The sequence below is a fragment of the Merdimmobilis hominis genome, assembly GCF_900104615.1.
Lineage (GTDB): Bacteria > Bacillota > Clostridia > Oscillospirales > Ruminococcaceae > Merdimmobilis > Merdimmobilis hominis.
This window is the reverse complement of the sequence record NZ_LT629939.1, coordinates 810,266-829,224: the sequence shown is the minus strand read 5'-3', so window position 1 is coordinate 829,224 and position 18,959 is coordinate 810,266. Positions and strand designations below refer to the sequence as shown.

15 protein-coding genes, 9 tRNA genes and 4 rRNA genes are annotated in these 18,959 nt (G+C 53.2%); 27 read left to right on the top strand and 1 reads right to left on the bottom strand.

Annotation, left to right across the window (positions count from 1 at the left end; genetic code table 11):
- The first annotated feature begins 250 nt into the window (after positions 1–250).
- The 7 genes from BQ5353_RS04045 to BQ5353_RS04025 all read left to right on the top strand — a co-directional run bounded on the left by BQ5353_RS04045 (position 251) and on the right by BQ5353_RS04025 (position 4,319).
- A complete protein-coding gene (locus BQ5353_RS04045) occupies positions 251–478 on the top strand; it encodes a hypothetical protein (protein WP_054332070.1) in 228 nt (75 codons plus the stop codon).
- 457 nt (positions 479–935) lie between these two features.
- Complete coding sequence (locus BQ5353_RS04040; RefSeq protein ID WP_054332069.1) at positions 936–1,511, top strand: adaptor complexes medium subunit family protein; 576 nt, start codon at positions 936–938, stop codon at positions 1,509–1,511.
- An 11-nt stretch (positions 1,512–1,522) separates the two neighbouring features.
- Positions 1,523–2,698: a Kelch repeat-containing protein gene (locus BQ5353_RS12665; protein WP_143117156.1), complete on the top strand. Its 1,176-nt coding sequence runs from the start codon at positions 1,523–1,525 to the stop codon at positions 2,696–2,698.
- Between the two features lie 21 nt (positions 2,699–2,719).
- Entirely contained in the window at positions 2,720–3,064 is a 345-nt protein-coding gene (locus BQ5353_RS04035; RefSeq protein WP_054332067.1) for a hypothetical protein, read from the top strand.
- Positions 3,065–3,078: 14 nt separating this feature from the next.
- The gene (locus BQ5353_RS12370) at positions 3,079–3,213 is read left to right on the top strand and encodes an XkdX family protein (RefSeq protein ID WP_074026306.1); all 135 of its coding nucleotides are present in this window, start codon (positions 3,079–3,081) and stop codon (positions 3,211–3,213) included.
- Positions 3,214–3,226: 13 nt separating this feature from the next.
- Entirely contained in the window at positions 3,227–3,664 is a 438-nt protein-coding gene (locus tag BQ5353_RS04030; protein ID WP_071427355.1) for a phage holin family protein, read from the top strand.
- Positions 3,657–4,319, top strand: coding sequence for an N-acetylmuramoyl-L-alanine amidase family protein (locus BQ5353_RS04025; RefSeq protein WP_071427354.1), 663 nt, complete (start codon positions 3,657–3,659; stop codon positions 4,317–4,319). Before BQ5353_RS04030 ends, BQ5353_RS04025 begins: the two co-directional genes overlap by 8 nt.
- A 341-nt stretch (positions 4,320–4,660) precedes the next feature.
- On the opposite strand, the gene BQ5353_RS04020 is transcribed toward BQ5353_RS04025, so the two are convergent.
- Positions 4,661–4,742 (bottom strand) — tRNA-Leu (locus BQ5353_RS04020).
- 364 nt (positions 4,743–5,106) lie between these two features.
- On the opposite strand from BQ5353_RS04020, the gene BQ5353_RS04015 reads away from it, so the two are divergent.
- From BQ5353_RS04015 to BQ5353_RS03920, 20 genes are all read left to right on the top strand, one after another.
- Positions 5,107–6,459, top strand: coding sequence for an MATE family efflux transporter (locus tag BQ5353_RS04015; protein ID WP_071427353.1), 1,353 nt, complete (start codon positions 5,107–5,109; stop codon positions 6,457–6,459).
- Positions 6,460–6,580: 121 nt separating this feature from the next.
- Positions 6,581–7,174: a sigma-70 family RNA polymerase sigma factor gene (locus BQ5353_RS04010; protein ID WP_054332555.1), complete on the top strand. Its 594-nt coding sequence runs from the start codon at positions 6,581–6,583 to the stop codon at positions 7,172–7,174.
- A 110-nt stretch (positions 7,175–7,284) separates the two neighbouring features.
- Positions 7,285–7,560, top strand: a complete 276-nt coding sequence (locus BQ5353_RS04005) for a zinc-ribbon domain containing protein (RefSeq protein WP_054332554.1) — start codon at positions 7,285–7,287, stop codon at positions 7,558–7,560.
- A gap of 128 nt (positions 7,561–7,688) precedes the next feature.
- Complete coding sequence (locus tag BQ5353_RS04000; protein WP_054332553.1) at positions 7,689–7,898, top strand: DUF1858 domain-containing protein; 210 nt, start codon at positions 7,689–7,691, stop codon at positions 7,896–7,898.
- Positions 7,899–7,923: 25 nt separating this feature from the next.
- Positions 7,924–8,622 carry a tRNA (adenine(22)-N(1))-methyltransferase gene (locus BQ5353_RS03995; RefSeq protein WP_054332552.1) on the top strand — a complete coding sequence of 233 codons (699 nt, stop codon included), beginning with the start codon at positions 7,924–7,926 and terminating at the stop codon, positions 8,620–8,622.
- Positions 8,619–9,701, top strand: a complete 1,083-nt coding sequence (locus BQ5353_RS03990) for a Nif3-like dinuclear metal center hexameric protein (RefSeq protein ID WP_054332551.1) — start codon at positions 8,619–8,621, stop codon at positions 9,699–9,701. The genes BQ5353_RS03995 and BQ5353_RS03990 overlap by 4 nt, the downstream gene beginning before the upstream one ends.
- A gap of 48 nt (positions 9,702–9,749) precedes the next feature.
- Positions 9,750–11,510, top strand: coding sequence for an Rqc2 family fibronectin-binding protein (locus BQ5353_RS03985; protein ID WP_071427352.1), 1,761 nt, complete (start codon positions 9,750–9,752; stop codon positions 11,508–11,510).
- An 18-nt stretch (positions 11,511–11,528) separates the two neighbouring features.
- Entirely contained in the window at positions 11,529–11,990 is a 462-nt protein-coding gene (locus BQ5353_RS03980; RefSeq protein ID WP_054332550.1) for a YbjN domain-containing protein, read from the top strand.
- 615 nt (positions 11,991–12,605) lie between these two features.
- Positions 12,606–14,118 (top strand): 16S ribosomal RNA (locus BQ5353_RS03975).
- Positions 14,119–14,253: 135 nt separating this feature from the next.
- A tRNA-Ala gene (locus tag BQ5353_RS03970) sits at positions 14,254–14,329 on the top strand.
- A 55-nt stretch (positions 14,330–14,384) separates the two neighbouring features.
- Positions 14,385–14,461 (top strand) — tRNA-Ile (locus BQ5353_RS03965).
- Between the two features lie 156 nt (positions 14,462–14,617).
- A 23S ribosomal RNA gene (locus tag BQ5353_RS03960) occupies positions 14,618–17,452 on the top strand.
- 67 nt (positions 17,453–17,519) lie between these two features.
- Positions 17,520–17,595, top strand: a tRNA-Lys gene (locus BQ5353_RS03955).
- 3 nt (positions 17,596–17,598) lie between these two features.
- Positions 17,599–17,673: transfer RNA gene (locus BQ5353_RS03950), tRNA-Glu, on the top strand.
- 40 nt (positions 17,674–17,713) lie between these two features.
- Positions 17,714–17,830, top strand: a 5S ribosomal RNA gene (gene rrf, locus BQ5353_RS03945).
- Between the two features lie 100 nt (positions 17,831–17,930).
- A 5S ribosomal RNA gene (gene rrf, locus BQ5353_RS03940) occupies positions 17,931–18,047 on the top strand.
- The 16S, 23S and 5S rRNA genes sit together here with 8 tRNA genes alongside, the layout of an rRNA operon.
- Before the next feature lie 113 nt (positions 18,048–18,160).
- Positions 18,161–18,236: transfer RNA gene (locus BQ5353_RS03935), tRNA-Asn, on the top strand.
- Positions 18,237–18,291: 55 nt separating this feature from the next.
- Positions 18,292–18,368: transfer RNA gene (locus tag BQ5353_RS03930), tRNA-Ile, on the top strand.
- Between the two features lie 4 nt (positions 18,369–18,372).
- Positions 18,373–18,448, top strand: a tRNA-Trp gene (locus BQ5353_RS03925).
- A gap of 285 nt (positions 18,449–18,733) precedes the next feature.
- Positions 18,734–18,809 (top strand) — tRNA-Thr (locus tag BQ5353_RS03920).
- Positions 18,810–18,959 lie beyond the last annotated feature (150 nt).

Below are 18,959 nucleotides of genomic sequence, written 5' to 3'. Positions count from 1 at the left end.
AAAAAGCCTAGCCACAGTGGATGCCATAGGAAAAAGAAGAAACTACTATTTTGACGCATGCCATCCAGTATCATCAAGGCATACCAAAATGAAATGCCATCCATAACAGGGCGGCAAGGGAGGAAAAACTGCATGCCAAATTATTGCTTCCAAGGGGTACTGCCTGTTGAGAAAGGTGGGGAACAGATTTAGAGATACCACCGGTTGCCCTACCGAAGTGCATATAGATCCAATGACAGGGGGCAGACACATGATACTGGATGAAGTAGCCGAGCTTTTTGAGAAACAACCCATCCGAACCATCAGCCGGGCAACAGGGCTGTCCCGGGCACGGGTTAGCAGCCTGCGCTGCGGATGTTCCTTCCGGCTGGACTATGATCTGATCCATGCCCTGTATACTATGGGCTATGAACTGAAATTGGAAGAAATCCAGCCATCAGGGGGGCCGGAAAACCAGCCGCCTAATCCGCTATACTGACATTAGGGATAGATTCCCTAGTGTTTTTCTTATCGCACTGGGGCTCCCGGTTGGGTGTCAATCACATAAAGAAAAGGATGGAGGTGATTGAGGCTTCTCCAGAGATGACGGCAACGCTGTTCAGTTCCTTTTTTCTGAGGACGCTCGGACCTATGGCTCAGATGGATTATCCGTTCCCTGTCCGCGAAACAGCGCCCCACCCTGTACATCACCTTGGAGGGAGGGACGGGTGGAAAGCCTCTCCCAACGCGAGGATCTGTGAGTAGATAAGGCTATCAGTGGAGACCTACTGTGTAGTGTATCAATGACAGTTTCAGCAAACTTTCCATCTGCGCTTCCCCCAAAGGGGCCAAGGTGAGTTACCAAAGCAAGCATTAAGTGAGATCGACGCCAACACCTACGAGCCCGGTGTCTACGGCTGGGCACAGAATTGATAGTTTGAAAGGAGAGAAAACCTATGGCAACACAGACAGCCAATTTGGGGCTGGCACTTCCAGGCTATGAGGATGCGGCGGATATTGCTGTCCTAAATCAAAATGCTCAAAAGCTGGACGAGCAGGTTCTCCATTGGAACATGGCACCCTATCCAGCCACCGCAACCCTGAGCCCATCGGGCACGCTGGAATTGACCGGCGGCCTGCCCGCGGAAAAGGACGGCCTGACGGTGCAGTTTGTAAGCCCCGCCGCGGCTACCGACGGCCTACAGATGAAGTTTGCCGGGAGCGACACCCTGTACCCCATCCTGACCACCGGGGAGGGCAAGGAGCCCATCTCCGCCGGGGCGTGGGACCAGGGGGTGCCGGTGACCCTGACGGTGAGCGGGGGGAGCTGCTACCTTGCCCAGGTCAAGGTAGACGCCATGCCCACAACAGGCGGGGAGTTTACCGGGCCGGTGACGATGCCGGAAGCGACCATCTCCGGTACGCCGGAGATAACCCAGCAAAAGGTGCGGAACATCTATGCGGGGACAGCCGACATGACAGCAGGTTCTTCCGCCCTGCCCACCGGAACCATCTACTTGATGTATCAATAGGGGGTGACGCAGTGGGGAAAGCGGTTTATCTGGGCGTTGACGGCAGGGCCCGGAAGGTGAAAAAGATGTACCTGGGCGCCGGCGGCAAGGCCCGCAAAGTGAAAAAGGGATACATCGGAGTTAGCGGCGTTGCGAGGCCGTTTTTTACAGGTGGCAACCCAGAGTTCTATGGGACTAGGACTTTACCCAATGCAAGTTTTCATATTGCCAGTGCTAGTATAGGCACCTATGCAATATTTGCTGGTGGACGTAATGACGATTACGATTATTACGATTCCGTTGTATGCTATAATTCTTCGCTAACAAGGAAATTAGCTACACCTCTAGAAAAACCAAATGCTGAAATGAAAGGTGCTTCGCTAGCTGACTTTTCCACTGGAGAAATAAAAAGAGCTGTTTTTGTAGGAGGCTCACAAGGGACTGGCACACAATTACAAGTATATTCGCAAACACTAACAAAGCAAACTCTTTCAAACGGTATTGACAGCATTAGAAATGCTTCTGCTTCTGTTACTTATTCTGGGCGTATCTTTTTCACACATGGATATGAAGGAGGTACTATTGTAAACAATGTGAGTACCTATGACGAATATCTTACTAAAAAGGAAGTAGATCCTTTAGTAAACAGGGTTGCTGATTTAGCAGGGGCTTCAGCTGAGGGTTATGCATTGTTTGCTGGGGGATTTATCCGAGGTGGAAGAGCTTCTAAAATGGTAGAAGCTTATGAGTCAACATATACAAAAATCAATGTTTCTGAATTAAGGGATGGCGTGGCTGAATTAACTGGGTCTTCATTAGGTCAATATGCCATATTTGCTGGTGGGAAAGACCCAAATAAAGCTAACAATTATGCAAGTTCTTTTTCCAATCAAGTAGTATCATATGACCGGAGCCTTACACAAAAATTCTTAAGTAATTTAGGTGTAGCGAGACAGCAATTAACTAGTGCTTCTGTAAATGACCATGTCTTTTTCTCAACTGGATTCTGTTATAGTGGTGGCCCTAATATGGACATATCAGAATATATAGACGTCTATGACATAAATCTTACTAAAGTTTCTACGATAAAAGCGAAACGTGGAGTTCGTGGTGCTGCTGGTGCTTCTGTAGGTGATTATGTTCTGTTTGCTGGCGGTCAGATTGATTCTGGTCAAGAATGGGACGATGTATATGTTTACACTGCTTAGATAAAAAGGAGGATGAATACTATGGCTAGATATGCAATTTGGGATAAGAAAACGCCCGTTATCACCCCAGTTGGTGAGGTTTTAACACCTGAACAATGGATTGAACGTTATCCTGTGGCAGGACTTGACAGCATTACAATTCTTTGCTCTGCTGGAGAAGTCAATGGTGGTTTCTTTGGCACATTAGGACAAATGAAAGCAATGTATGAAGATATGGGAGCTGATTTCTCGGAATGTACCACGGATCAGGAAGTTCTTGATGTGATCGAAGCTTTCGAAATCGCTATGAACACCCCCAGCGACGAACCCTCTGCGGAGGAGCGGATCGCGGCGGCAATGGAATTCCAGAATTTGATGAACCTGTAAAGGAGGCGGGCGCAATGACCTTTGAGATGATCAAACGCAATTATGAGCGGAAGCTGTGGAACAAGCAGATGGTGGCGGTGGCGGTGGCAAAAGGGGTAATCACCGCGGGGCAGTACAAGGAAATCACCGGCGAGGACTACAAAGAATAAAGGAGGGATGCAGATGGCATATCTGCGGGTAAACAGCTACGGCCCCTTTGGGCGGGCCTTTTCCAGCCTGGCGGCTGCCCTTGGCACCTGCGCCAATTTCCTGCTAGGCGGCTGGGATCTGATGGTCCAGGCCCTCATCGCCTTTATGGCCCTGGATTTTGTGCTGGGGTTCGCGGCCAGCATCAAAAACCACACCACCGACAGCCAGGTGATGTTCTGGGGCGGGGTAAATAAGGTGCTGGTGCTAGGCTTGGTGGGGGTAGGTGTCCTCCTGGACAGCCTCCTGGGGGCCGGGGAGCCTTACATCCGCACAGCAGTGATCTGGTTTTACATAGCAAGGGAACTGCTCTCCATCCTGGAGAACTACGGCAAGCTGGGGAACAACATCCCGCCCATCTTAAAGACAGTGCTGGCCCAATTGCAGGACAAAGGAGGACAAGGCCATGAGTAAGAAAATCATCTTAGACCCTGGCCATGGGGGCAGGGACACCGGGGCGGGGACAAGCCCGCCCTATGAATCCCAACTGGCGCTGGAGTTCAGCAAGGTGCTGGCCCAAGCCTTTGAGACCCAGGGTTTCCAGGTTGCCATGACCCGAACCGAGGATGTCCATGTCCCCCTGGATGACCGGTGCAAAGGGACAGAGGGAGCGGCGGCCTTCCTTTCCATCCATATGGACGGTGCAGTCTCCGAAAAGGCCAGCGGCCCCAGCGTCTGGGTACACAGCAAAGCCCCCAAATCCTATCTGGACTGGGGGCAAGCCGTAGTAGATGGCCTCAAAGGGGTGGGGATCACCTCCAACCGGGCCCAGGCTGTCCACCGGGGCCATGTGGATGGCCCTCAATACGATTATAAGGTCAACCGGGATACCATCCCGCCCAGCATGCTGTTGGAGATGGGGTTTGCCACCAACGAGGCCAACCGGCGGGAGATCACCGGGCACGCCCAGGAATATGCCCAGGCGGTGGTGCAGGCTACTTGTAAGTTCCTGGGGGAGGATTACACCCCTCAGGAGGGAAAGCCCAACCCCGACACCAAGACCATCTCCCTCCAAGAGCTGGGGGAGATGCTCAAGCAGTACGGGGTTTATCACATCACCCTGGAATAAAAAAGCCCCCAGTCAGGCGATGGAACCTGGCTGGGGGCTTTCCCTTGATATTGGATAGTGTCCACTTAAATTATACCAACTAACAGCGAAATTACAAGAGCTTTTATCGCAACAATATAAGAAAATTTTACAAATTGACAATAAAAAATCGGAGTACCCTGAAGGATACCCCAATGGTACACGTGTCATTATAGGACTTCGGGTGGTGGGAAAAGAAACCCAAATCACAACCTAACGCAGCGGTTGCGATTTGGAGAGGAGGAGCAAGGGAGTGGGCAGATGACGTCTTTTTGGCCGTAGGCATAAAAAGACGTCGGAACAAAGCGGACTTTGCTCCGACGTGGTGCCGGTGGTGGGACTCGAACCCACATGGTTTCCCGAACGATTTTGAGTCGTTTGCGTCTGCCATTCCGCCACACCGGCAACTTACTTGGATTATTATAACGGATTTTTCCGAAAGAATCAAGTGGTTTCACAAAAAATCCCTCATCCCATAGGAAAGGTGCGGCTGATCCGTGGAAAAAGAGAGAATTTGCCAAAGCTGCAGGGGATATGCTATAATAACCGCAAGATAGTGGTTGGCGAAAAATCCTTCCCGAAATGAGGCGGCAAACAGGCTTTTCCGGTTTGAGCAAGGCTGTTTGATAGAGGAATTCTGCCGTCGCTGTGATGGCTTCCATCCCCCGTGGGGAGGGAGTCTTTTTGTATTTCGAATAACTTGTGGAATCAGCCCGCAAGTAAGGCTTTGCCCCCAGTTACAGGCTGTGAAGAGAGGATGCGTGACAACATGTCCATTTTGGTACGGGATCAAACATTTTATAAAAAGCTTGGAGCCATTGCAATCCCCATCATGCTGCAGAACTTGATCACCTTTGGGGTCAGTATGATGGATACCTTGATGCTGGGCCGCCTAGGAGAAGTTCAGATGAGCGCGGCAGCCTTGGCCAATCAGCTGTTTTATATGCTGATGGTCATTGGGTTTGGCATAGCAAATGGCTCTAACGTGCTCATCGCCCAATATTGGGGCCGGGGGGACACTGAGAAGATTCGCAGCATCCTCTCGGTGATGTATAAGGTAGTGCTCGTGGTGGGGCTGATTTTCTCCGCGGTGGCGCTGTTTGCCCCCGGTGCAGTGATGTCCTTCTTTACCACCGATGAGGCGGTCATCGCCGAGGGGATCAAATACCTGAAGATCATGGGCTGGGTGGCAGTCTTCTACGCCATGACCACCAGCACTGCTTGTATGTTCCGCTCAGTGGGCAGCGTGACCATTGCGGTATTGGTCAACGCCACCAGCTTGGTTGTTAACACCAGCCTTAACTGGGTGCTGATCTTCGGCCATCTGGGCTTCCCCGCCATGGGGATCTCCGGTGCGGCCATCGCCACCGCCATTTCCCGGGCTCTGGAATTTATCATTATGATGACTTACTTATTTGTCAAGGATCAAAAGATCGGGTTCCGTCCCAAGGATTTGGCCGGGTGGGAAAAAGACGTCGTCCACCGGTTTGTGGGGACAGCGGCCCCGGTGGTGTTCAATGAGGTGCTTTGGTCCTCCGGCGCCATCACCGTCACAATGATCATTGGGCGGATGGGCACAGAATTTGTAGCGGCCAACAGCATCTATTCCGTGGTGAACCAGCTGGCTACTGTGGCGATTATTGGACTTTCCAATGCGGCGGCGGCAGTCATCGGCCACACCATCGGCGAAGGGGAGCCCATCAAGGCTCAGGAGCGGGCCAAAACCTTGCTAGCCATGGGGCTGGGGATTGGGCTGATAGCCTCAGCCATCGTCTTTTTTGCCCGGCCCATTGTCATCAATTTCTACAATGTGTCAGAGGTGACCAAGGGCTATGCCTATGACATCATGGGGGTAGGGAGCTTGATCATCGTTTTTTTAGCACTGTCCAGCGTCTCGATGATGGGGGTGCTGCGGGGCGGCGGCGATGTGAAATTCGTCCTCTTTATGGATGTCTTCTTCATGTGGGTGGTGGCCATCCCTTTGGGGTATCTGGCTGGCCTGGTTTGGAAGCTGCCGGTCCTGGTGGTCTATCTGATTTTGAAGTGTGATGAGATTTTAAAATCCACCTTTGCCTGCATTCGGGTGCTGCGGGGGAGATGGGTGCGGGATGTGACACTATAGCTAATTTAAAAGGGGTAATTTGCATATTTTTCGGGTATTTTCTGAAAAGTATTGACTTTGCCAAAGGCAGGGTATACTATCAGAGGTGCAGAGAGATCAATGAACTTGAGGATACAATTTTATGGAGAAAACCGGCCGCGGCGCTGCCGCAGAACCGCCATATACCGATCAAGAGGCCGCCTATTTGGCCCAAAGGGGAGATGAAGATGCGGCGGCGTATCTGATCGCCCATTACCTGCCTGTGCTCCGGCGCCAGGCCCGGTCTATCTGTCCCGTCGGCATGGAGTGGGAAGACCTTCTCCAGGAGGGACTGATCGGTTTCCTTTTTGCCATCAGCCGGTATGATCCCCAGCGGGAGGCTGCGTTTAAAACCTTTGCCAGCCGCTGTGCCCTCAACCGGATGCTCACAGCCATGGAGGCGCAGGGCCGGGAAAAACGCGCACCCAAGCTTCCGGGATTCCCTTTGGAAGAAGGGGAACGGCCAATCCCCAGCCCGGGCAGCGACCCGGAGGAGATCTTCATCCAACGGGAATCCTTATCCCGTTGGCGAGAACAGCTTTCGACCCTGTTGTCCCCGTTTGAACAAGCGGCACTCAAACAATATCTCAGCGGTTATTCGTACCAGGAAATAGCTCTTGCTACCAACTCTACTGCCAAAGCTGTGGATAATGCCCTGCAACGCGTTCGGCGAAAGCTTCGTACCACCCTCTGGTGAGGGGGAAACATCCCTTTGTAGCATTTGGCCCAAGCGGGCTGGATCGCATAGCTTTACCCCAACACGGGGGCAAGGCGATATCATCTATTCATAAGCGAGGTAGAAAAGCAATGTACACTGACAAAACACTGGTATGCAAAGAATGTGGGCAAGAATTTATCTTCACCGCCGGCGAGCAGGAGTTCTATGCCGAGAAGGGCTTCGTCAATGAGCCCCAGCGCTGCAAAGCCTGCCGCGACGCCCGTAAAAATGCAGCCAAACCGGAACGCGAGATGTTTGACGCCGTCTGTGCCGAGTGTGGCAAACCTTGCAAAGTCCCCTTCCAGCCCCGGGAAGACCGCCCGGTCTACTGCAGTGAGTGCTTTGCCAAGAGAAGAGGGGAATAACCTTTTCTATTGGTTGGAAAAGCGCCCCGCCAAGTGCGGGGCGCTTTTTTTCGTTTTCCTTCGGTTGACGGCATCCCTTTGGGGCTTTATAATGAAACCACAAGCAGCAAAAGGAAAGGGGCGAGCCCATGGCTAAAGCCATCACCAAAGACACCATTGTAAAAGAAGTGCTGGACCGGGACGCAGGGCCGGCCGCCCTGCTGGAACAGCTGGGAATGCACTGCCGCACCTGCCCGGCTGCCGCCCGGGAGACGTTGGAACAAGCTTGCCGCCTCCACAAACAGGACTGCGGGGCCCTGGTGAAAAATCTGAACGCCTATTTTTTGTTCCGCCCTTAACAGGGCCCCTTTAGGAGGACAATCTATGGAATATCCGGTTTTGGACAGCCGCCTTTCAGCCATTGCCGCCCTGGTGCGGCCCGGCCGTCCCGCGGTGGACGTAGGGGCAGATCACGGCTATCTGATCTCTTATTTGGCGGCTAAGGGGATTGTGCCCCGGGGCATCGCCTGCGACATCAACCCCCAGCCCTTGGAAAAATCCCGGGAGACGGTGCGCCGCTGCGGTTTGGAGGGCAAGGTCCGGTGCGTCCTCACCGACGGCCTTTCCGGCATCGGCCCCCAGGACGCCCAAGAGGTGATCATCGCCGGGATGGGAGGCGACCTGATCGCCGACATCATCCGCCGGGCGGATTGGCTCAAATCGCCTCAGTTCCACCTGGTGCTCCAGCCCATGACCAAGCCGGAACACCTGCGCCGGTTCCTGGCCCGGGAGGGCTATGCCATCCTGCTGGAACAGGCGGTGCGCAGCGGCCGGTTTGTGTACACCGTTTTTTCGGTGGAATACACCGGGGAGCAGCGGGAGCTCTCCCCTCTGGAAAGCTTTGTGGGCGGGGTGCGAAAAGGGGATTCCCCGGATACCTCGGCTTACTTGGAGCGGGTAGCCGCCAACCTGACCGAACGGGCGGAAGGGCTGGAAAAATCATCGGGAAGAGAGGCCGAGGCGGCAGAATACCGCCAGGTGATCCGGCGGCTGGAACAGTGGATAGAGGAGGGAAAAGCGTGACAACCATCGGTGCAATCTACAGTTTTTTAGACGGGTTTGCCCCCTTTGCCCGGCAGATGAGCTGGGACAACAGCGGGTTGCTGGTGGGCTCCCCGGAGGATGAAGTGGGGCGGGTGGTTCTCGCCCTGGACGCCACCGGCCCGGTGGTGGAAGAGGCAGCCCAGAAGGGAGCGCAATTGATCCTCTCCCATCACCCGGTGATTTTCCACCCCTTAAAAAAGGTGGAGCGGGGCACCCCCGTGTATGAGGCCATCCGCCTTGGAGTGGGGATTCTCTGTGCCCACACCAACCTGGATTTGGCCGAGGGCGGGGTCAACGACGCCCTGGCAGAAATGCTGTCTTTGCAAAAGCTTCAACCTTTCGAAAATTCCCAAGAGAACTATGTTAAAATAGTGGTATTCACCCCTGAGGCAGAGGCTGGAAAGGTGGCCAAAGCCATGGGGGATGCCGGTGCGGGGGCACTGGGCGCTTACAGCCACTGTTCCTATTCCGCCGGCGGGGTTGGGGCTTTCCTCCCCCTGGAGGGGGCAAGCCCCCACATCGGGCAGGTGGGCAGGCTGGAACAGGTGGAGGAGACCCGGGTGGAGATGATCCTCCCCCGTAGCAAAATCCCCGCGGTGGTGGCGGCGATGAAAGCCACCCACCCCTATGAGGTCCCGGCCTATGACTTATTCGAAGACCAGGCGGTGCGGGAGACCATATCTTTGGGCCGCATCGGCGAGCTGGAAACCGCCTTCTCCCCCCGGGAGTTTGCCCAATTTGTGAAGGAGCGGCTCCAAGGCGGGGTGCGCCTGGTGGAAGGGAACCGCCCGGTGAAGCGGGTGGCGGTCTGCGGAGGCTCCGGCGGGGATTTGGTGGAGCTGGCCGCCCGGCTGGGGGCAGATGCCTTGGTCACCGGCGATGTGAAGCACGACCAGCTGCTGACCGCCCAGTCCCTGGGGCTGACCTTAGTGGATGGCGGGCACTATGCCACCGAAGCGCCGGTGCTCACCAAACTCCAGGAGAAATTGCAGGAGGCGTTCCCCGGAGTGGAGTTCCTGCTCGCCCAGGCGGGGAAAGATCCCGCCAAAACCCTATAGCGGGGGATTCTCTCCCGCCGATGAAATGAAGCAAAGGAGGCGAAGCCGATGGCGCTGGATGGCGCAATGCTGAGCCAAATCGCATATGAGATACAAGAGGTCCTTCTGGGGGCGCGGGTGGACAAGATCTACCAGCCCTCCCGGGAGGAGATCGCAGTGGCATTTCGAGCCCATGGGCAGACGGTGAGGCTGCTCCTCTGTGCCGGGGCGGATACCGCTCGGGTCCACTTCACCCAGATGGCCATGGAAAACCCCAAGGCCCCGCCCATGTTCTGCATGTTGATGCGCAAGCATTTGGGCTCGGCCAAGCTGATCGGGGTGGAGCAGGTGGGGATGGACCGCATCCTACACCTGAAATTCAGTGCGGTCAACGAGATGGGGGACGAGGTGGTCCTCACCTTGGCCATTGAGATCATGGGCCGTCACAGCAACATTATTCTAATTGGGAACGACGGCCGGGTTATCGACGCGGTGAAGCGGATCGACCTTACCATGTCCTCGGTGCGGCAGGTGCTGCCCGGCATGGTGTACGAGCTGCCCCCCCGCCCGGAGAAGCGGATCCTCCCGGAATGCACTGCCCCCCAGGTGGTGGAAGCGGTGTTGGACACCCAGAAGGAGATCCTCCTCTCCAAGCGGCTGCTGGAGGTGCTGGAGGGTTTTTCCCCTTTGGTCTGCCGGGAGATGGCTTATTTCGCTGGCCAAGGGGAGGATCTGCGGGTGCAGCAGCTGGGGCAGGAGCAGCTTTCCCGGCTGGAATTCTATCTAGCCGCCCTCATCCGCCAGCTGCGGGAACACACCGGGGTACCCACCTTGCTGGTGGAGCCTTCCGGCCGGCCCAAAGATTTCACCTTTATTGAGGTGCGCCAGTACGGCTCGGCCCTCCAAAGCCGGACCTATCCCACCTACAGCCAGCTGCTGGACGCCTTCTACGGAAACCGGGATACCCTGGAGAGGATGCGCCAGCGGTCTGGGGATCTGGTGCGGACCCTTTCCAACATTTCTGAACGGATCGCCCGGAAGTTGGCCTCCCAGCGGGAAGAGTTGAAGGAATGCAAAAACCGGGAGACTCTTAAGATCTACGGAGAGCTTCTCTCCGCCAACCTGTATGCCATCCAGAAAGGCGACCGGGAAGCGGTGGTGGAGAATTATTATGAAGAGGGGATGCCCAAGGTGGCCATCCCCTTGGACCCGATGCTCACCCCAGTGCAGAATTCCCAAAAGTATTACACCGAGTACCGCAAGGCGGACACGGCGGAGAAGAAGCTGGTGGAACTGATTGCCCAAGGGGAACAGGAAGCGTTGTACATCGACGCAGTGATCGACTCCTTGGCTCGGGCACGCACCGAAGCGGAACTGGACGCTATCCGCCGGGAATTGGCGGACGGTGGTTATCTGCGCCATCAAAAGGGAAAGGCCAAAAAAGAGGAGAAGCTCCCGCCATTGCGTTACCGGTCCAGCGATGGGTTTACCATCCTCTGCGGACGCAACAATGTGCAGAACGACCGGCTCACCTTAAAGGAGAGCCGCAACTACGATGTGTGGTTCCACACCCAGAAGATCCCCGGCTCCCACACCGTGGTGGTCAGCGACGGGCGGGAAGTGCCCAACTCCACTTTGGAGGAGGCTGCGGTGATTGCCGCCTACAACAGCAAAGCCCGGGAGTCCACCCGTGTCCCGGTGGACTATACCTATATTAAAAATGTCAAAAAGCCCAATGGAGCCAAGCCAGGCATGGTGATCTATGAGACCTATGAGACCGCCATCGTTACCCCCGATGAGGAGCTTGTGCAGCGTTTGGCTGAAAAATAAAGTAGAGGAGAACATGCCATGAATGCCATTGCTACAGCAGTCAAAGCCTACTACGATTCCCAGGGATGGAAATACGACTACAATGAGGATGAAAATGTCTTCTATATGCGGATGAGCTTGAAAGTCGTAGACGGCTGCCGGGTCATCACAGATGTGCAGAATGATAAGACCTTCATCACCTACTCCATTTTCCCCATCAAGATCCCGGTGGATAAACGCCTTGCCATGGCAGAGTACTTGACTCGGGTCAATTATGGCCTGATTCACGGCAACTTTGAGATGGATTTTGAGGACGGCGAGGTCCGCTATAAAGTTACCACCTGCTGTGGCCCCATCGAGATGGATCTCAACAGCATGGAGACGGTCATCGACTGCGGTTTCTATATGCTGGACCGCTACGGCGAGGGGATTTTGTCGATTCTGTATGGCAATGTCACCCCGGAGCAGGCCATCAAAAACATAGAGGGCAAAGACAAATAGGAAAAGGCGCTCTCCGTCAAGGAAAGATGTATCATAGATATTGGGGATGGGGAAGAATTTTCCCCTCCCTTTTTCTATGGCTTTCTTAGGTGTTGCGGGCAGTTTTTCTATTCTGAGGGGAATGATTTTAGATAAACTGCATATTCTTCTAAAGTTGTCGAAAAAAGAGTTGACATAAGGGAAGGGGTGTGGTATTATAACTAAGCTGTTTCGCGAGAGACAACACGACAAAAGGAAACGGCGGTCGGGCCTGGCGGCCTGAAAGAAGTTTTCAAAAAAAGTGTTGACAAATGCAAGACAGTGTGATATGATATCAAGGCTGTCTCGTGAGGGCGGCACTGAAAAAGCAAAACAGGGATTTGGGCCTGGCGGCCTGAAAAAAGTTTTGAAAAAAGTGTTGACAAGAGCGAAGCAGTGTGATATAATAAAGACCTGCTGTGGGAACAGCAAACGGACCTTGAAAATTGAACAACATTTAGCTTACAAGATAAGCCCTTGAAATGAATTTGAAGTTTCGAAAGAAACTTTGCGAAGCGAAGAAATTCGCTAGCGTGATAATTGAGCTAACAAAGCTTGGTTAAATGATTATAAGCCCGGAAGGGTTTTTAATACCATTTATCTAAGAGTTTGATCCTGGCTCAGGACGAACGCTGGCGGCGCGCCTAACACATGCAAGTCGAACGAGCCGAGGGGAGCTTGCTCCCCAGAGCTAGTGGCGGACGGGTGAGTAACACGTGAGCAACCTGCCTTTCAGAGGGGGATAACGTTTGGAAACGAACGCTAATACCGCATAACATACCGGGACCGCATGATTCTGGTATCAAAGGAGCAATCCGCTGAAAGATGGGCTCGCGTCCGATTAGCTAGTTGGCGGGGTAACGGCCCACCAAGGCGACGATCGGTAGCCGGACTGAGAGGTTGATCGGCCACATTGGGACTGAGACACGGCCCAGACTCCTACGGGAGGCAGCAGTGGGGGATATTGCACAATGGAGGAAACTCTGATGCAGCGACGCCGCGTGAGGGAAGACGGTCTTCGGATTGTAAACCTCTGTCTTTGGGGACGATAATGACGGTACCCAAGGAGGAAGCTCCGGCTAACTACGTGCCAGCAGCCGCGGTAATACGTAGGGAGCGAGCGTTGTCCGGAATTACTGGGTGTAAAGGGAGCGTAGGCGGGGTCTCAAGTCGAATGTTAAATCTACCGGCTCAACTGGTAGCTGCGTTCGAAACTGGGGCTCTTGAGTGAAGTAGAGGCAGGCGGAATTCCTAGTGTAGCGGTGAAATGCGTAGATATTAGGAGGAACACCAGTGGCGAAGGCGGCCTGCTGGGCTTTTACTGACGCTGAGGCTCGAAAGCGTGGGGAGCAAACAGGATTAGATACCCTGGTAGTCCACGCCGTAAACGATGATTACTAGGTGTGGGGGGACTGACCCCTTCCGTGCCGGAGTTAACACAATAAGTAATCCACCTGGGGAGTACGACCGCAAGGTTGAAACTCAAAGGAATTGACGGGGGCCCGCACAAGCAGTGGATTATGTGGTTTAATTCGAAGCAACGCGAAGAACCTTACCAGGTCTTGACATCGAGTGACGGCTCTAGAGATAGAGCTTTCCTTCGGGACACAAAGACAGGTGGTGCATGGTTGTCGTCAGCTCGTGTCGTGAGATGTTGGGTTAAGTCCCGCAACGAGCGCAACCCTTATTATTAGTTGCTACATTCAGTTGAGCACTCTAATGAGACTGCCGTTGACAAAACGGAGGAAGGTGGGGATGACGTCAAATCATCATGCCCCTTATGACCTGGGCTACACACGTAATACAATGGCGATCAACAGAGGGAAGCAAGACCGCGAGGTGGAGCAAACCCCTAAAAGTCGTCTCAGTTCGGATTGCAGGCTGCAACTCGCCTGCATGAAGTCGGAATTGCTAGTAATCGCGGATCAGCATGCCGCGGTGAATACGTTCCCGGGCCTTGTACACACCGCCCGTCACACCATGGGAGTCGGTAACACCCGAAGTCAGTAGCCTAACCGCAAAGAGGGCGCTGCCGAAGGTGGGATTGATGACTGGGGTGAAGTCGTAACAAGGTAGCCGTATCGGAAGGTGCGGCTGGATCACCTCCTTTCTAAGGAGTTTAGATTCGGTTGAATCTACTCTGGTCAGCAAGGATTATCAAAGTTAAATGTTGTTCGATTTTGAGGGCTCGTTTTGAGTTCTCAAAGGGTGAGAAGCGGAAGATTTCCGAGGCTCCTGCCAATATGGGGGTGTAGCTCAGCTGGGAGAGCACCTGCCTTGCACGCAGGGGGTCAGGAGTTCGATCCTCCTCATCTCCACCAAAGCCTTGAAAAAAGGCTGCGGGAGACGAGGGAATAACCGAGTCTGACCAAACATGGGCTAATAGCTCAGCTGGTTAGAGCACACGACTGATAATCGTGAGGTCGGTGGTTCGAGTCCACTTTAGCCCACCAGCTTTTCCTTGAGAAAAGCAATCTGTACATTGAAAATTGAACAATGAAACATCTGTAAATCAGGTAAAAGTGAAGTATTCAAATATTTTTCTTATTTGGGTAACAAAACTACAATTGCCAGAGGAAACAACAGAACCAAAAGATTCGAAGCATAAAGGTCAAGCTAATAAGGGCGCAGGGCGAATGCCTTGGCACTGAGAGCCGATGAAAGACGTGACAAGCTGCGATAAGCTGCGGGGAGCTGCAAGTAAGCTTTGATCCGCAGATCTCTGAATGGAGCAATCCACATGGGGTAATTCCCATGTATCATACACTGAATCCATAGGTGTATGAGGGGAACCGCCTGAACTGAAACATCTAAGTAGGGCGAGGAAAAGACATCAACCGAGATTCCGCTAGTAGTGGCGAGCGAACGCGGAAGAGGCCAAACCAAGGGTAGAAATACCCTTGGGGTTACGGACTGCAATATGTATGGCAAATCTTAACAGAAGTGCATGGGACGGCACACCGAAGAGCGTGAAAGTCGCGTATGTGAAAAGAAGAGCCAGCAAGCAGGATCCAGAGTACCGCGGGACACGTGAAACCCCGTGGGAAGTCGGGGGGACCACCCTCCAAGCCTAAATACTCCTCAGTGACCGATAGCGTATAGTACTGTGAAGGAAAGGTGAAAAGCACCCCGGGAGGGGAGTGAAAAAGAACCTGAAACCCTGTGCCTACAAGCACTTAGAGCACGTCAATGTGTGATAAGGTACTTTTTGTAGAACGGTCCGGCGAGCGAATGTATGTAGCAAGGTTAAGGACTTCAGGTCCGGAGCCGAAGGGAAACCAAGTCTGAATAGGGCGTAGAGTTTCATGCATTGGGCCCGAAACCGGGTGACCTATCCATGTCCAGGTTGAAGTGGAAGTAAAATTCCATGGAGGACCGAACCGACCTCCGTTGAAAAGGCGGCGGATGAGGTGTGGATAGCGGAGAAATTCCAATCGAACTCGGATATAGCTGGTTCTCCCCGAAATAGCTTTAGGGCTAGCGTTGCAGATCATTACTGGAGGTAAAGCACTGAATGGGCTAGGGGCCGAGAGGTTACTGAACCCTATCAAACTCTGAATGCCAGATAATGCCGACTGCAGCAGTCAGACTGCGTGAGATAAGTTTCGCAGTCAAAAGGGAAAAAGCCCAGACCCACAGCTAAGGTCCCCAAGATGGTTTAAGTGGAGAAGGATGTAGGATTGTGAAAACAACCAGGATGTTGGCTTAGAAGCAGCCACACATTTAAAGAGTGCGTAATAGCTCACTGGTCGAATGATCCTGCGCCGAAAATGTAACGGGGCTAAAATCATCACCGAAGCTTGGGATGCATCGCAAGATGCGTGGTAGGGGAGCGTTGTATGAGGGGTGAAGCGTTAGCGGAAGCGGGCGTGGACTTCATACAAGTGAGAATGCCGGAATGAGTAGCGAGAATTATGTGAGAATCATAATGGCCGAATGCCTAAGGTTTTTGGAGGAAGGTTCGTCCGCTCCAAGTTAGCCGGGAGCTAAGGTGAGGCCGAAAGGCGTAGCCGATGCACATACGGTAGAAATTCCGTAGCCGCCAAAAGATTTAAGCAAAGGGACACATTGAAAGGGCATGACCCGGGCGTTGGTAGCCCCGGGCGTAAGGGACCGAAATTTAGTAGGGAAGCATGCTTGGACGGTGGCGAGAAAAGCTTTGTGTATATCTTAGGCGCCCGTACCGCAAACCGACACAGGTAGGTAGGAAGAGAATTCTAAGGCCAACGGGAGAAGGGTTGTTAAGGAACTCGGCAAGTTGACCCCGTAACTTCGGAATAAGGGGTGCTCACGAGAGTGAGCCGCAGAGAATAGGTCCAGGCGACTGTTTAGCAAAAACACAGGTCTATGCTAAATCGAAAGATGACGTATATGGGCTGACGCCTGCCCGGTGCTGGAAGGTTAAGAGGAGATGTGAGAGCATTGAATCGAAGCCCCAGTAAACGGCGGCCGTAACTATAACGGTCCTAAGGTAGCGAAATTCCTTGTCAGGTAAGTTCTGACCCGCACGAATGGCGTAACGATCTGGACACTGTCTCAACAGCCCTCCCGGCGAAATTGTAGTACCGGTGAAGATGCCGGTTACCCGCGGCTAGACGGAAAGACCCCATGGAGCTTTACTGTAGCCTAATATTGGATTTCGGTATTTCATGTACAGCATAGGTGGGAGGCTTGGAAGCCAGGACGCCAGTTCTGGTGGAGCCACCGTTGGGATACCACTCTTGAAGTACTGAAATTCTAACCTGCAGCCATGAATCTGGCTGGGGGACATTGTTAGGTGGGCAGTTTGACTGGGGCGGTCGCCTCCAAAAAGGTAACGGAGGCGCTCAAAGGTTGGCTCAGCATGGACGGAAACCATGCCCTAGAGTGTAAACGCATAAGCCAGCCTAACTGCGAGAGCGACGGTTCGAGCAGTAACGAAAGTTGGAGTTAGTGATCCGGTGGTATGTGAGTGGAAATGCCATCGCTCAACGGATAAAAGCTACCCTGGGGATAACAGGCTGATCTCCCCCAAGAGTCCACATCGTCGGGGAGGTTTGGCACCTCGATGTCGGCTCATCGCATCCTGGGGCTGTATTCGGTCCCAAGGGTTTGGCTGTTCGCCAATTAAAGCGGTACGCGAGCTGGGTTCAGAACGTCGTGAGACAGTTCGGTCCCTATCTGCCGTGGGCGCAGGATATTTGAATGGAGCTGTCCCTAGTACGAGAGGACCGGGATGGACGCACCTCTGGTGCACCAGTTGTCACGCCAGTGGCACAGCTGGGCAGCTATGTGCGGACCGGATAAACGCTGAAAGCATCTAAGCGTGAAGCCGACCATAAGATAAGATATCCCACTGTTTTAACAGGTAAGACCCCTTGAAGACTACAAGGTTGATAGGCTGGATGTGTAAGCGCAGCGATGCGTTTAGCTAGCCAGTACTAATCGGTCGAGGGCTTGACCAAAATCTTTTGGATTCTTAGTTTCATTGTTCAATTTTGAGTGTGCAGAGTATTGTGCTCACCCAACCCTGCACCATTAGCTCAGTTGGTAGAGCAGCTGACTCTTAATCAGCGGGTCCCGGGTTCGAGTCCCTGATGGTGCACCATGCGGCCCGTTGGTCAAGCGGTTAAGACTCTGGCCTCTCACGCCAGCAACGCGGGTTCGAGTCCCGCACGGGTCACCAAAAAGAATGATCGCTTCCTAGCGGAGCTTTCAGATATATAGTCGGTGTCTATGACGATGAGGTCCCACCTGTTCCCATTCCGAACACAGAAGTTAAGCTCATCCGTGTCGAAAGTACTTGGCGGGAGACTGCCCGGGAGGATAGATCGACGCCGGCATCCTGCAAACGACCACTTATGTGGTCGTTTGTGTTCTTCTTAGCTGTGGAAAACGCCACAGCGTCTTGTGAGAACGCCTCATATTGAGGCTTTCTATACAATCGGTGCTTATGACGACGAGGTCCCACCTGTTCCCATTCCGAACACAGAAGTTAAGCTCGTCCGTGTCGAAAGTACTTGGCGGGAGACCGCCTGGGAGGATAGATCAGTGCCGGTATCAAAGGGCTGTGCTTTTGCACAGCCCTTTTTTCTTTTGTATTGATAAAAATTGAAAAAAATCCTTGACATTCAACGGAGGTTTGGATATAATAATTTGTGTTGACTAGATATTCCTCCTTAGCTCAGTCGGTAGAGCATGCGGCTGTTAACCGCAGGGTCGTTGGTTCGAGCCCAACAGGGGGAGCCAATGGTTGTGGTATCGCCATTGGGCGGTACCACAGCTTCTTTCTTCTTTGTTTTATGGGCCATTAGCTCAGTTGGTTAGAGCAACCGGCTCATAACCGGTCGGTCCCGGGTTCGAATCCCTGATGGCCCACCAATATAGGGGTATAGCTCAGTCGGTAGAGCAGTGGTCTCCAAAACCACGTGCCGAGGGTTCAAGTCCTTCTGCCCCTGCCAAAAAGCCGTTTAAGTGAAGAAGCTTAGGCGGCTTTTTTTGTTTGGTGGCCTACCGCCTAACTTGATCTTCCGTGCCAGGGATTGCCTTGGACCGCAAAGAAAAATCGGCATATAACATTGGGGAAGGCTTTTCCCAATTATTAAAGGGAAGTGGTACTTACGGGCGGAACAGCAAAAAAGGATATGGAAAACAAGCAAAGATATTGTCAAAAAAAATGAAAAAAAGCTATTGACAAATAGGGGCAAATCCGATATAATTAAACACGTTGACCGACAACTTCATATGCTGATGTAGCTCAGTAGGCAGAGCACTTCCTTGGTAAGGAAGAGGTCGACAGTTCGAATCTGTTCATCAGCTCCAAAAAGAAAGACACGCCGATGGCGTGTCTTTCTTTTTGGGTTCCGCTCCCGTTGGTCGCTCCACCCTCCGGTATTTAAATGCTCAGGTGGGCAAAGCCCGCCCTGCGCAATTCGCCGCTTCGCGCCGAATTTACGGCGCAAAAGCGCCGCC

Bases quoted from the DNA above. Each gene is read 5' to 3' on its own strand.
- BQ5353_RS03985 (WP_071427352.1), top strand. From the start codon at position 9,750: ATGGCGCTGGATGGCGCAATGCTGAGCCAAATCGCATATGAGATACAA.
- BQ5353_RS04045 (WP_054332070.1), top strand. From the start codon at position 251: ATGATACTGGATGAAGTAGCCGAGCTTTTTGAGAAACAACCCATCCGA.
- BQ5353_RS04000 (WP_054332553.1), top strand. From the start codon at position 7,689: ATGGCTAAAGCCATCACCAAAGACACCATTGTAAAAGAAGTGCTGGAC.
- BQ5353_RS04025 (WP_071427354.1), top strand. From the start codon at position 3,657: ATGAGTAAGAAAATCATCTTAGACCCTGGCCATGGGGGCAGGGACACC.
- BQ5353_RS04040 (WP_054332069.1), top strand. From the start codon at position 936: ATGGCAACACAGACAGCCAATTTGGGGCTGGCACTTCCAGGCTATGAG.
- BQ5353_RS04005 (WP_054332554.1), top strand. From the start codon at position 7,285: ATGTACACTGACAAAACACTGGTATGCAAAGAATGTGGGCAAGAATTT.
- BQ5353_RS04010 (WP_054332555.1), top strand. From the start codon at position 6,581: ATGGAGAAAACCGGCCGCGGCGCTGCCGCAGAACCGCCATATACCGAT.
- BQ5353_RS04030 (WP_071427355.1), top strand. From the start codon at position 3,227: ATGGCATATCTGCGGGTAAACAGCTACGGCCCCTTTGGGCGGGCCTTT.
- BQ5353_RS04035 (WP_054332067.1), top strand. From the start codon at position 2,720: ATGGCTAGATATGCAATTTGGGATAAGAAAACGCCCGTTATCACCCCA.
- BQ5353_RS03995 (WP_054332552.1), top strand. From the start codon at position 7,924: ATGGAATATCCGGTTTTGGACAGCCGCCTTTCAGCCATTGCCGCCCTG.
- BQ5353_RS03980 (WP_054332550.1), top strand. From the start codon at position 11,529: ATGAATGCCATTGCTACAGCAGTCAAAGCCTACTACGATTCCCAGGGA.
- BQ5353_RS12370 (WP_074026306.1), top strand. From the start codon at position 3,079: ATGACCTTTGAGATGATCAAACGCAATTATGAGCGGAAGCTGTGGAAC.
- BQ5353_RS04015 (WP_071427353.1), top strand. From the start codon at position 5,107: ATGTCCATTTTGGTACGGGATCAAACATTTTATAAAAAGCTTGGAGCC.